The organism is Neobacillus sp. DZ-9, from assembly GCF_059587065.1.
Genome location: NZ_JCAIOL010000005.1, coordinates 149,355 through 162,235 on the forward strand (window position 1 = coordinate 149,355; position 12,881 = coordinate 162,235).

Annotated in this window: 11 protein-coding genes; 8 read left to right on the plus strand and 3 right to left on the minus strand. The window is 38.4% G+C overall.

All coding sequences use genetic code 11. The annotated features are described in order from the left end of the window. The first annotated feature begins 7 nt into the window (after positions 1 to 7). Positions 8 to 682, plus strand: coding sequence for an NUDIX hydrolase (locus AC59HZ_RS15680; RefSeq protein ID WP_496546735.1), 675 nt, complete (start codon positions 8 to 10; stop codon positions 680 to 682). On the opposite strand, the gene AC59HZ_RS15685 is transcribed toward AC59HZ_RS15680, so the two are convergent. Both AC59HZ_RS15685 and AC59HZ_RS15690 read right to left on the minus strand, forming a co-directional pair. Next, complete coding sequence (locus tag AC59HZ_RS15685) at positions 671 to 1,525, minus strand: MBL fold metallo-hydrolase (protein ID WP_496546736.1); 855 nt, start codon at positions 1,523 to 1,525, stop codon at positions 671 to 673. The two genes, AC59HZ_RS15680 and AC59HZ_RS15685, sit on opposite strands and share 12 nt — an antisense overlap. Before the next feature lie 104 nt (positions 1,526 to 1,629). Beyond that, positions 1,630 to 2,529, minus strand: a complete 900-nt coding sequence (locus AC59HZ_RS15690; RefSeq protein ID WP_496546737.1) for a LysR family transcriptional regulator — start codon at positions 2,527 to 2,529, stop codon at positions 1,630 to 1,632. Positions 2,530 to 2,746: 217 nt separating this feature from the next. Here AC59HZ_RS15690 and AC59HZ_RS15695 point away from each other — a divergent pair, with 217 nt between their 5' ends. From AC59HZ_RS15695 to AC59HZ_RS15720, 6 genes are all read left to right on the plus strand, one after another. After that, positions 2,747 to 4,567: an assimilatory sulfite reductase (NADPH) flavoprotein subunit gene (locus AC59HZ_RS15695; RefSeq protein ID WP_496546738.1), complete on the plus strand. Its 1,821-nt coding sequence runs from the start codon at positions 2,747 to 2,749 to the stop codon at positions 4,565 to 4,567. A gap of 26 nt (positions 4,568 to 4,593) precedes the next feature. Next, positions 4,594 to 6,312, plus strand: a complete 1,719-nt coding sequence (gene cysI, locus AC59HZ_RS15700; RefSeq protein WP_496546739.1) for an assimilatory sulfite reductase (NADPH) hemoprotein subunit — start codon at positions 4,594 to 4,596, stop codon at positions 6,310 to 6,312. Positions 6,313 to 6,507: 195 nt separating this feature from the next. After that, positions 6,508 to 7,695 (plus strand): aminotransferase-like domain-containing protein, encoded by a 1,188-nt coding sequence (locus AC59HZ_RS15705; protein WP_496546740.1) that lies wholly within the window; start codon positions 6,508 to 6,510, stop codon positions 7,693 to 7,695. A 76-nt stretch (positions 7,696 to 7,771) separates the two neighbouring features. After that, positions 7,772 to 8,248, plus strand: a complete 477-nt coding sequence (locus tag AC59HZ_RS15710) for a hypothetical protein (protein WP_496546741.1) — start codon at positions 7,772 to 7,774, stop codon at positions 8,246 to 8,248. A gap of 217 nt (positions 8,249 to 8,465) precedes the next feature. After that, positions 8,466 to 9,083, plus strand: coding sequence for a spore protease YyaC (yyaC, locus tag AC59HZ_RS15715; RefSeq protein WP_496546742.1), 618 nt, complete (start codon positions 8,466 to 8,468; stop codon positions 9,081 to 9,083). Positions 9,084 to 9,160: 77 nt separating this feature from the next. Beyond that, the gene (locus AC59HZ_RS15720; RefSeq protein ID WP_496546743.1) at positions 9,161 to 9,844 is read left to right on the plus strand and encodes a GntR family transcriptional regulator; all 684 of its coding nucleotides are present in this window, start codon (positions 9,161 to 9,163) and stop codon (positions 9,842 to 9,844) included. A 59-nt stretch (positions 9,845 to 9,903) separates the two neighbouring features. Here the strand turns inward: AC59HZ_RS15720 and nadX are convergent, their stop codons facing one another. Continuing rightward, on the minus strand, positions 9,904 to 10,710 hold the full coding sequence (gene nadX, locus AC59HZ_RS15725) for an aspartate dehydrogenase (RefSeq protein WP_496546744.1): 807 nt from the start codon (positions 10,708 to 10,710) through the stop codon (positions 9,904 to 9,906). A 604-nt stretch (positions 10,711 to 11,314) separates the two neighbouring features. Here nadX and AC59HZ_RS15730 point away from each other — a divergent pair. Continuing rightward, entirely contained in the window at positions 11,315 to 12,763 is a 1,449-nt protein-coding gene (locus tag AC59HZ_RS15730; RefSeq protein WP_496546745.1) for a hypothetical protein, read from the plus strand. Positions 12,764 to 12,881: the final 118 nt, after the last annotated feature.

Consider the following 12,881-nt stretch of genomic DNA (forward strand, 5'->3'; position numbering starts at 1 on the left):
TCCAAAAATGAGCGCATTTCCAAGACCTGCATCAACAGTAGTTTTAATGAATCAACAATCTATGGTCTATTTGACAAAAAGACCTGAAACTATGAAATTTATGGCTGGAGTTTATGTTTTCCCAGGAGGAGCTGTAGACAAGGGGGATGAAGTCCAAGATTTTCAAAATGAAATAGTAGGAAGTCGGAATAAATCTTTTGAACTTGCTTATTACGTTGCCGCTGCACGGGAATTATTTGAAGAAGTAGGAATTTTACTTTGCAGCGCTGAAGACGGTTCCGCAATTCTTATGGATCTTGAAAAAGAAAGGAAATACCGCCGTCAGCTCTTGAATGGTGAAATTACTTTCTTGCAAATGTTAAAAAACGAAAAACTTCAATTTAATCTGCAAAGTTTACAATATTTCGGGCATATCATTACACCAAATGTTAGTAAGATCCGCTTTGATACTCGTTTTTTTATTGCTCAGCTTCCAGAAGGACAGCATCCAAAACCCGATCAGAATGAAATTAGCGACGCAAAATGGATTTCACCAGCCGATGCCTTATCAAATTATCATAATGGGAAGATTTCTTTGCCTCCACCGACTATTCATTCCTTAAAAACTATTGTGGCCCACCAAAATGACGCTCAACTCATTATGCCTGAATTTAACGCCAACGATTATAAACTAATCTTTTAGTGAATAAAAGGAATGATCTAGCAATACAAAACCTTCTTTTATTAATTTAATTAGATGTGCTTCAGTGGTTCTTTTTGCCACATCAAAAATACTAGGGTGGGGCAGCTTTTCGTAAATAATGTTTGTTAATTCAGTTGAAGTAAGTCTCTTATGATGTTCGAGAAGCTCCTTGATTTGGTTTTCACGAAAAAGTCTACGATTTATCACAAAATCAATTTGCTCGTAGGGCTTGGTTACCCAATCACCATGACCGGGTCCGATTTTTGTTAAGGTCAATTGCTTTAACCGATTTAAAGTCCGAATATAGTCCGACATATCACCGTCAGGGGGACCAATCCATGAGGTTCCTTCCGCAACAATATTATCTCCGGCAAGGAGAACCTTTTCAGACGGTATATAGAGGTTTAATTGACCCACTGTATGACCTGGGGCGTGATGAATGGTTAAGTTATGGCCAGCTACAGGAACAATATCACCCTCATTCAAAAAGGATAATTTACTCCAAGGTGAAATGGCTTCAAGGGTCAATTGTTTTTCAAGAGGATGGCAATAAACAATAGGATCCCAATCGACTAATTGACGAACACCTGGGGCATGGTCCGGGTGCCAGTGTGTCAGTATGATAATCTTAGGAATGGCAAGGCCATTTTCTCTTATTGCATTCTCTAAATCTATTTTTGTGTTAGGTTGATCAAATCCCGCATCTATTAAAATACTTTCCTGGCTGTTTCCTATTAAATAGCAATTAGTGGTCGTATGCGGAAGCAATGTAGGTGTGGAAATTGGTACTCGAATAATGTGAAAGCCGTTTCCTTTTTGCAATGCTAACATCCTTTCATCCATTAAGGCACTAAAAAATATTTTCCTAACATATTCATCGTGTAAACGTAAAAATCCTGCCGTAACGAGAATAATTAAAAAAGGATAGTTTGAGCATGAAGCTCTTTCTATCCTTTTCCTTTGTTTGTCCATTTTTTATTTAGTGCACTAATAAAGGTTTTTACATTCCTATTATCTTCCATAATAGGCGCTATAATATAGGAAAGAGTGCGGGTAAATTGATGGTTTTTTACCTTTATAATAGAAAGAAGTCCCTGTTGAACGTCTCTTTCAATCACACTGTGGGAAAGGAGCGATAACCCTTTTCCATTTATTAGTGTTTCTTTTATACCCTGACTGCTGCTAATCGATAGAAGGGATTTCACCTTCAAACCATTCGATCGGATTACATGATTGAGATATTCCCTTGTACCTGAACCTAATTCCCTGGAGACCCATGCTTGATTCTGAAGGTCTTCCATCGTCACTTCCTTTTTTTTCACAAGTTCATGATTGTTTGATGCAATAATAAATAACATATCCTGCATAAATGAATGAACAGAAACTTCTTTTTCATTGGTTTGGCCTTCAATCAAGCCTATATCAACATGATACAAGCGAACAGATTGAACAATTTCCTCCGTATTTCCGATTATGACCTGAAGGTCTAATTCAGGATAATCATTTTGAATATCAATCAGCAACGAAGGTAAGATGTATTCGCCGATGGTAAAACTAGCGCCAATCTTTAATTCCCCTTTAATGGAGTCGTGATGCTCTAAAATATCTTGTTTCGTTTGTTCGTATATGGTGATCATTTGCTTGGCACGATCATATAAAATTTCTCCGGTCGGTGTGATTTGTAAGAATTTTGGAGATCGGAGAAATAATTTTGTCTGGAACTCTTTCTCTAGATTTTTTATATGAAGGCTGACACTTGGCTGGGACATCAGAAGTAATTCCGCGGTCTTGGTAAAATTTTTAACCTCTGCAAGGGTAACAAATGTTTTTAACTCTTCATAATACAAAAATATCCCGCCTTATTATTAGTAATCTTAATAGTTCTGATTATTAATATTTATTTTACTAATTCCTTGTCTTTCGGTAAAGTTTTTATTACAGAGAAAGTTTATTAAAACCGACTTGACTTATAGGAATAGTAAAACTATTATAATATTAATCAATTTTTTGTCAGATGAATTTAAAATTTCAAAAAATGATACTTACCTTTGTGGGGTGATTTTGTTGCAACTTCAAGTATTGAACAGTCCGTTTAATCAGGAGCAGGCAGAACTCCTTAACCGTATATTGCCAACATTAACAGAATCTCAAAAAGTTTGGCTTAGCGGATATCTGGCTGCTTCATCATCGACATTAGCTTTTGGTGCATTAAATGCACAAACATCCGTTCTTCCAAATCAAAGTACTGGAAAGAATATTTCAAAAGATGTGACCATCCTTTATGGTTCACAGACCGGGAATGCTAAAGGTCTTGCCAATAAGACGGGCAAGCAGCTTGAAGGGAACGGATTTAAAGTAATTATTTCTTCCATGAGTGATTTTAAAGCCAATAATATTAAAAAGGTCCAGAATCTTCTTATTATCGTTAGTACACATGGGGAAGGGGATCCGCCTGACAACGCCCTATCATTTCATGAGTTTCTGCATAGTAAAAGAGCACCAAAGCTTGATGACCTCCATTTTTCAATTTTGGCACTTGGAGACAGTTCTTATGAGTTTTTCTGTCAAACAGGCAAAGAATTTGATTCCCGTTTGGAGGAGCTCGGAGGCACACGGTTATATCCACGCTTTGACTGTGATGTTGATTACGATGAACCTGCATCCGAATGGCTTCAAGGAGTACTTAGCAGCTTAAGTGAAACTGAGGGCAGTAATGCAGCACCTGTTGAGGCCGCAGCAGCAAATGTAGTTGAATCTGTATATTCCAGATCAAATCCGTTTAGAGCAGAAGTTCTTGAAAATATTAATTTAAATGGCCGCGGATCCCATAAAGAAACGCGCCACCTTGAAATCTCGCTTGAAGGTTCTGGACTTTCTTATGAACCAGGGGACAGTCTCGGAATTTATCCTGAAAATGAACCTGAACTTGTTGAACTGCTATTAGCAGAATTGAAATGGGATTCCGAGACAGGGGTAACTCTCAATAAACAAGGGGACATTCTTTCTCTCAAAGAAGCCTTGAAATCGTACTATGAAATTACGACTCTAACGAAACCACTTCTACAAAAGGTGGCGGAGTTATCAGGGAATGAAACCCTACAGGAGCTTTTAGCTTCAGGAAATGAGGAAAAATTAAAAACCTATATTCATGGACGTGATTTAGTGGATTTCGTTCGTGATTATGGTGTATGGGGTACTTCAGCTCAAGAATTTGTGTCGATTCTTCGGAAAATCCCAGCTCGTTTATATTCAATTGCAAGCAGTTTATCTGCGAGCCCAGACGAAGTGCACTTGACAATCGGTGCCGTACGTTATGATGCCCACGGCCGTGAACGAAAAGGTGTTTGTTCGATTTTAACAGCAGAACGTCTGCAGTCTGGTGACACTCTGCCTGTATTTATTCAGCATAATGAAAACTTTAAGCTTCCTGCTAACTCGAATACACCGATTATCATGGTCGGTCCAGGGACAGGTGTAGCACCATTCCGTTCGTTTATGCAGGAGCGAGAAGAAGCGGGAGCGGAAGGAAAAGCTTGGATGTTCTTCGGTGACCAGCATTTCGTGACCGATTTCCTTTATCAGACTGAATGGCAGAAATGGTTGAAAAACGGTGTCCTGACAAAAATGGATGTTGCTTTTTCTCGTGACACAGATAAAAAAGTGTATGTACAACACCGCATGCTTGAACAAAGTAAGGAATTGTTTGCTTGGCTGGAAGAGGGCGCAGTGATTTATATTTGCGGTGACGAGAAACATATGGCGCACGATGTCCATAATACTTTTCTTGATATCATTGAAAAAGAAGGCGGCATGAGTCGTGAAAACGCGGGAGCGTACCTTGCCGAGCTACAACAGCAAAAACGTTATCAGCGTGATGTATACTGATTTGGATTGAAAGGAGTTTTTTCAACATGGTGAACGAAACTTTAACCGCGCCAGCAGGAAAGCCTAGTGATGTTGAGCGCATTAAGGAAGAAAGCAACTATTTGCGTGGATCGTTAAAGGAAGTAATGCTTGACCGTTTAAGCGCTGGAATTCCTGATGATGATAATCGTTTGATGAAGCATCACGGAAGCTATTTGCAGGATGACCGGGATCTACGCAATGAACGAGCAAAACAGAAGCTTGAACCAGCGTATCAATTTATGCTGCGTGTCCGCTTGCCGGGCGGTGTTACGACACCGGCCCAATGGCTAGTGATGGACGAGTTGGCAGATAAAAATGCAAACGGCACTTTAAAGATCACTACACGTCAGACGTTTCAAATGCATGGCATTTTAAAATGGAATATGAAGAATACAATTCAGACAATCCATTCGACTCTTTTGGATACGATTGCTGCATGCGGCGATGTAAACCGGAACGTACTGTGCAGTTCTAATCCATATCAATCTGAAATCCATACAGAAGTATACGAATGGTCGAAAAAGCTGAGTGATGATTTACTGCCTCGGACAAGAGCCTATCATGAAGTATGGCTTGATGAAGAAAAAGTGGCTGGAACGCCGGAAGTGGATGAGGTCGAACCAATGTATGGCCCGCTCTATTTACCGCGTAAATTTAAGATTGCGATCGCAGTTCCTCCAACAAATGATATTGATGTATTTTCAAATGACCTGGGTTTCATTGCGATAGTTGAAGATGGGAAACTAATCGGCTTTAACGTAGCAATTGGCGGCGGTATGGGCAGCTCTCACGGAGACAAAGCGACCTATCCGCAGCTGGCAAAAGTAATCGGATTCTGTAAGCCTGAACAGCTTTATGATGTGGCTGAAAAAACGATTACGATTCAACGTGACTACGGAAACCGTTCTGAACGTAAAAATGCCCGCTTCAAATATACTGTTGATCGCCTTGGATTGGAAACAGTCAAGGAAGAACTGGAACACCGTTTAGGCTGGAGTCTGGATGAAGCAAAGCCATACCATTTTGACAGTAACGGCGACCGTTACGGATGGGTCAAGGGAGTGGGTGGAAAATGGCATCTAACCTTGTTTATCGAGGGTGGACGCGTTAAGGATTTCGCTGATTATAAGCTAAAGACCGGCTTACGTGAAATTGCTAAAATCCATAATGGTGAATTCCGTTTAACAACTAATCAAAACGTGATTATTGCTAATGTATCAAGCCAGAAAAAGAAAAAGATTAACGAATTGATTGAGCAATATGGCTTGACTGATGGGAAATATTATTCAGCATTGCGCCGCAGCTCGATGGCTTGCGTGGCTCTGCCAACATGTGGACTAGCCATGGCGGAAGCAGAACGTTATCTTCCTGTACTGATGGATAAAATCGAAAAGATAGTGGATGAAAACGGCTTGCGCGACCAAGAAATCACGATTCGCATGACGGGTTGTCCAAATGGATGTGCACGTCCTGGGCTTGGTGAAATTGCTTTTATTGGTAAAGCCGTTGGGAAATATAATATGTACCTCGGCGCTGCCTTTGACGGTAGTCGTTTAAACAAAATGTACCGTGAAAACATTGGTGAAGAAGAAATTTTAAGTGAACTTCGAGTTTTACTTTCACGCTTTGCGAAGGAACGTGAAGATGGAGAGAACTTCGGTGACTTTGTCATACGTGCTGGCATAGTTAATGCAACTACAGACGGTACTAATTTTCATGAGTAAAATGATGTTCTGAAAACAGGGATAAACTCCCTGTTTTTTTATATGGACCATTCCAGAAAACTAGCAATTATTAATTTATTAAAATTGAAAGCGCTTTTTTCTAAATATTTAGAATATTATACTTGCTTATCTGATTGCTATATTATACTATAACAATATTACTAATCTAAATTAATAAGAAGGAAGCGACTTACTTTGAATTATCCATTTGCACCTCAAACCAAAACCTATGAATCTTCTGCGGTAAGAGACATTTTAAAGGTGACCCAACAAGGCCACGTAATTTCTTTTGCAGGGGGATTGCCAGCTGAAGACATTTTTCCGATTGAGGAAGTTAAAATTGCATATGAAAAGGTGTTCGCATCGGGAAAATCTTCCTTGCAATATGGTTTAACAGAAGGCTTCACACCACTTCGCGAGGCCATTCAAACCAAAATGGCCCAAAAAGGGATTGCATCTATACCTGAAAACATTTTGGTTACTACGGGTTCCCAGCAGGTTATTGACCTGTTTTCAAGGATTATGCTAAGTCCAGGTGATATTGTCTTTACGGAGGATCCTACTTATCTATCAGCCCTGCAGGTTTTTAGATCTTACGGAGCAAATGTTATCTCTGTCAGCAGTGATGAGCATGGAATGGAACCTAATGATTTAGAGGCAAAAATGGACCAATACCACCCAAAATTTGTTTATATTATACCAACTTTTTCTAATCCGGATGGAAAGGTATGGAGTAATGAAAGACGTCAAAAATTATTAAATCTTTGCTATAAATATAATGTACTAGTACTTGAGGACGATCCATACGGAGATATCCAATTTCATTATGAGGAGCAATATCAACCCGTAGCAGCTTTAGACAAGCAGCAAAGTCATGTTATTTATACCAGTACCTTCTCAAAGTCAGTCGTTCCAGCTCTTAGAACAGGGTGGGTGACTGGACCAACAGAAGTGGTGCAAATGATGACAAAAGCGAAGCAAATGAATGATTTGCATTCCAGCAGCCTTGATCAACAAGCATTATATTATTTATTGCGTGATTTCAATCTAGATGGGCATATCAAGCAAATTCGAAATGAGTATTATTATCGAATGACCATTATGAGAGATTATTTGAATAAGCTTGAGCCCGGCTTGTTTACATGGAAAGAACCAAAAGGCGGAATGTTTTTGTGGGTAGAAGGGAATGAGGAATTAAATACAACCCGTTTACTTTCCCAAGCTGTTGAAAAAGGTGTAGCCTTTGTCCCTGGTGCTCCTTTTTATGTTGACCAGCCTAAACACAACACGTTCCGCTTAAATTTCAGCCACTCTACTCCTGATAAAATAAAGCTTGGCATGGATCGCTTAGTAGAGGTTTTGTTAAAGCCAGCAGTCGTTTAAGATGGGGTTCTTGAATGAAATTCTCCTATTATGTAAAGTTTATTAAGGTACTTTATAATAAAAGGATGGAAAAAGAATGGCTTTTATTGGTATTGTTATCATTATATTGTTGGTATATTTTCTGATTATTCGGCCGCTTACCAAGCGGAATCGTCCACAGGTTTATGAACCTAGAAGGGACTATTATGAACCGCGTGGGAATTTTGGTCCAGGGCATAGTGGATTTGGCGGAATAGGTTCATTTGCCGGAGGAATGGCAGCGGGGGCGTTACTGACTTATTTGTTTAATCAAGGCAGAATCGGTTTTGATCAGTTTCATGCATTACAGCAATTACAAGATCATGAAATTATGCAGGAACTTATGGATCAAAATATCATTCAGGAACATGAAATAGACCAGCTGCAGGAGGAAATTGGACAGGGCAGAGGGAATGAGCCGTCAGATTGGGATGGAGACGGCCGCGATGACGATTTCGATAACAATGATCAAGATGATCTCCAAGATAATGATGATTTTGAAAATTCGGGTAACGGTGATGATAATTGGGTTTAACATAAAGTGCCTTCAACATCCTAAAATGGATGTTGAAGGCACTTTTTTAAATGTTACAGATTTGTGAACTAGAGAGTTATCAGCTGTTTTTTTTCCCAGACATATAGAAGGATAAACACTATCTATAATAAAATAAAAGTATATCGACTAAAGCAAGGTTAGTCATCATGATTCTTAAAACAGAATCCAAATAACAGCCAGAAAGAGGTTGATGGTGATGTGGCCTTTTGTAACTAAGAAAAAAATGATGGAACATGAAGTTAACCCCAGTTATTTATCTATAAAAGAAGTAACTGAGGAAAAAGAAATTGAAAAAATAGCCATTAAACTGAAAGAAGTGTTAAATAAGACTTCTATTGATATTATTATTATATGCGTCGGATCAGACCGTTCAACAGGAGACTCACTCGGTCCCATAGTCGGATCCATGTTGAAAGAAAACAATCTCCCCATATTTGTGTATGGTACATTGGAAGAGCCAGTTCATGCGTTAAATATTCATAAAATCCTTAATAAAATTAATCAGACACATCTTGAACCGTTTATCTTAGGAATTGATGCTTGTTTAGGTGATAAAAACCAAATTGGTTCAATTATTTTGAAACAAGGTCCACTTATTCCGGGTTCTGCCTTAAATAAAGTATTGCCGGCGATAGGGGATTACCACTTGAAAGCAGTAGTAAATAGTCTTGATTCCTATTCGCCTGTCCAATCCTTAAATAGCACGAGACTTTTTACCGTCATAAAGCTTGCTGAAATTATCACTAAGATTATTTCACGAGCAGTATTAGAAGAACCTTTGTCAATTAGGAATTTATTTATCGTGGAAGATTAATCCAAATTATTTGAAATGAATGAAGCTGGTAGGTTATAATTGGTACAATTTAAAATAGAGAGAAAGCGTGATAAATATTGGGGAACAATTGGACAGAGGAAAATTTAATCTCATTAAGGGAACGGGTATATATCCACATCAAAGACCTTATTCTCGAAGGTGAATTTAAAACAGGTGACCGGCTGGTGGAACGTGAACTAGCAGAAAGACTAAATATTAGTCGCACGCCAATTCGGGAAGCCTTATTTAGATTAGAATCACAGGGATTTGTGAAAACAGTGCCGAGAAAAGGTGTTATTGTTGCTGATATTTCTGAAAAGGAAATCATTGAAGTTTTTACGATCCTATCATCTTTAGAAGTTCTGGCTGCAAAATTAGCTGCACAAAAATTAGATGAGGAAACAAAAAGTAAATTTAATGCCCTTATAAAAAAGATTGAAGATGGTTTAGCAAGTGAAAATGAAGCTGATTTTTCACATTTACACGGTGAATTGAACCATCTTTTATACAGTTCCGCTAAAAATACGAAGCTTTATGAAATATTGAGTGGCTTGTCTGATTATATTAGTGCTTTTGCAAAAACAGGATTTAAAAATCCTGGCCGTGCGGTACAGTCAATGGAAGAGCACTTGAAAATAATGGAGGCCATCGTTAATCAAGAAATAGAAATGGCTGAATTCTTGACCAAGATCCATATAGAAAATTCTAAAAAGGCCTATATCGAGGCAGTTCAGCAAGCAAAAGAAAAGCGTAAAGGGTAAAAGAAAACTCCACTGCTGGTGGAGTTTTCTTTTTTTCTTTATTTGATTATAAAAAATTTTTATAGTCCGATAACTGCAGGTGCTGTCATGTTTTTTAACACTTTCGCCACACTCATGGCTACAATTGGACTTGATTTAGGATTTTGAGTGAATGGTTTGTTTTGGACGGATATTTCAACTTGTCCAAATTCGCCTTTCGCATGGATCGTATGAGTATTCAATTGAATAGTTGGATCCACATATACTTGGACCTTCGTTTTTTCGAAACCAATTCCTGCGATACTTAAGGCCGCAGATACGTTTACATTTTCAGGAAATAACTTGGCGGCATTACGGGCATTTCCTTCAAAAATACAATAAGGCTCAGTGATAGTGGCAAGATTTACTTTTTCCTCTGCAATCGTACCGTACCAACTTCTTGGATGCTTTCGTGTAATGAGTTTGATTTCGTCAATTTCTCCTAATACTCCGGCAGCAATCCGATCTAATCCACCGATAGCGGCAGATGGAATAATTATTTGTTTCATATTTTTTGTAGCTGATTCCTGTAATAATTCATAAAATTCGTTATCTGCTAATACTCCTACTGATAAGAGGATTAAATCACTTCCAGAGGATAGAGTTTTTTCGCCATATTGTTTAACAGCATTATGGCCAGCAGCTTCGATAATAATATCTAAATTTTGATTGAAAAATGCTTCTTGATCCGTTGTTATGGTACAGTGTTCTGGCAAATTGTCCAAAGGATTAGGCTGTTTTCTAACTAAAATAGACTTAAGGATGACATCTCCAGCCTGTCCTGAATGGATATATTCAGCAATACTTTTTCCAAGTGTTCCATAGCCAATGATCCCAGCTTTTAGCATTTTTGATTCTCCTCAATATTGATTATTTGGTATACTATATACCATTAATTTCTACATTTTAACGGATGAAAAGCTGAAAATCAAGAAGAAAATTTTGAATATAAATAAACGTCTAAATTTTCGAAATATTGTTGCGTATTCAAGGTGTTAATGTTATATTATTTTCAACCTATATAGTTAACACTGGCTATATAGTGAAAAGGAGGGGGGAATCTTCATCATTCATACATATTCATTATTAGAATAAAGCGATGTTGGTATTGGCGGCGTTTTTTTCTGTTTTTGAAGATTAATAGTTTAAAGTTTAGTTCGTCAAAAATGAGTTAATCCAGGGGTAAAGATTATTTTTTTTGGATTATCTCGGTATACAATCCACAAAATACAAAATTCACCTTACTTATTAATTTTTTCCTTTTTATCGTAATAGCAATTTTAAGTATTCAATCAGTTAACAGTAAAAGGGTAATTGAGAAGAGAGACCGACATCTTTGGTGGAAGCGCTTACGAATCATTTCTCCTCACCATACCACCTTTCAGAAAATTTCAAGCAGAACATTTGATACAAATTTAGCTGAAAATTTTTTTAAAAGTCGGAGGGGGATATATGGAATTAACATTAGCTCATTGGGTTTACCTTATTGTCACTGCAGCTGTCATTATTATTATGCTATTCCGAAAAGGTGTTGTATTACCTCTTATCGTAGGGACCTTTATTGTGGCAGCCGTATATAAAGGTAGTTTAATTGCAGGCTTTCAAGCTGTCTTTAATGCTAACCTTGTAGCCGCTAAGGAACTATTTAGTATTTTCTTAATCATATCGATTATGATTGGTCTCTTAAATTCTCTGAAGGATCTAGGGGCAGATAGAAGGATGGTCGTGCCGATTCAGAAAATAATGGTAAACGGACATGTTTCCTATTTAGTTTTAATGGTCACAACCTATGTGATTTCGCTCTTTTTCTGGCCAACCCCAGCAGTTCCATTAATTTGTGCCTTGTTAGTTCCTGCTGCAGTAAGTGCAGGATTGCCTGTCATGACTTCCGCAATGGTAATCGTTATCGCAGGTCAAGGGATGGCTCTTTCCTCAGACTATATCATGCAAGTAGCGCCAATGCTAAGTGCAAAAGCAGCGGGTATTGATAAAGCTGCCGTATCAGATAAGGCATTCATTCTTTCTATAATTACAGGATTAAGCGCTTTAGCGATTGTTTATGTCACGCATCGAAAGGCGATTACTAAGAAATCTAGTTCTGTCAGTAACGTTAATACTGAAGAAAAAGCATTTTTTAATGTGGCTGAAGAACTTGCTGCGACTGCAGAAGAGACTGCTGATATCGTCCAAAGAAAAGAAACATGGGGAAAAGTTTTCGCTGTCATTGTACCTCTAGCCATGTTAGCTGTTATGATTTTTATGTTCCAGACAAAAATTGGCGGTGGATCTGGATTTGAAGGCGGGGACGGTGCCGCATTCATTGGCGGTGTTGCCACTATTCTATTAGTCTTAGCTACTATTGCTTTTAATCGAATTCATGCGCTTGATAAAATTAGTGAACATATTACCGAAGGTTTTGTTTTTGCCTTCAAGGCCATGGCACCGGTGATACCGATTGCAGGCTACTTTTTTATGGGAAGCGGAGATTTTTCAGGGGCTATCCTGTCTTTAGGTGATAAGGCAGCAAAACCGGCATTTCTATTTGATTTAATCCAAGCTGGACAAAATTATATTCCGCATAGCCCACTTTTTGCAGCGATTAGTATTTTAATAGTTGGTATCATTACCGGATTAGATGGATCTGGATTTGCTGGTCTTCCATTAACTGGTGCATTGTCAGGAGCAATCGCTCCAGGAAGTCACATCGATCCTTCCGTTATGGCCGCCATTGGTCAAATGGGTGCAGTATGGAGCGGTGGTGGAACGCTGATTGCTTGGTCATCTCTTGTAGCCGTTGCAGGCTTCTTACAAGTATCACCACTGGAACTGGCGAGGAAAAACTTTGTACCAGTAATATCGGGACTACTCTTAGCCACTATTTTAGCAGTCATAATTTGGTAGACATTGGGGCCCTCCAAAAATCAGTCATGGACTGATTTTTGGAAGCCCTTTTTTCTCGCATGTTTGGTATAGTTTTGAATAGAATGAGGATTGAAACAGCAAACAATGAATGAAGAAA

Coding starts and splice junctions, on each gene's coding strand:
- yyaC (WP_496546742.1), top strand. CDS start 8,466: ATGTGGCCTTTTGTAACTAAGAAAAAAATGATGGAACATGAAGTTAAC.
- AC59HZ_RS15710 (WP_496546741.1), top strand. CDS start 7,772: ATGGCTTTTATTGGTATTGTTATCATTATATTGTTGGTATATTTTCTG.
- nadX (WP_496546744.1), bottom strand. CDS start 10,710: ATGCTAAAAGCTGGGATCATTGGCTATGGAACACTTGGAAAAAGTATT.
- AC59HZ_RS15680 (WP_496546735.1), top strand. CDS start 8: ATGAGCGCATTTCCAAGACCTGCATCAACAGTAGTTTTAATGAATCAA.
- AC59HZ_RS15730 (WP_496546745.1), top strand. CDS start 11,315: ATGGAATTAACATTAGCTCATTGGGTTTACCTTATTGTCACTGCAGCT.
- cysI (WP_496546739.1), top strand. CDS start 4,594: ATGGTGAACGAAACTTTAACCGCGCCAGCAGGAAAGCCTAGTGATGTT.
- AC59HZ_RS15685 (WP_496546736.1), bottom strand. CDS start 1,525: ATGGATGAAAGGATGTTAGCATTGCAAAAAGGAAACGGCTTTCACATT.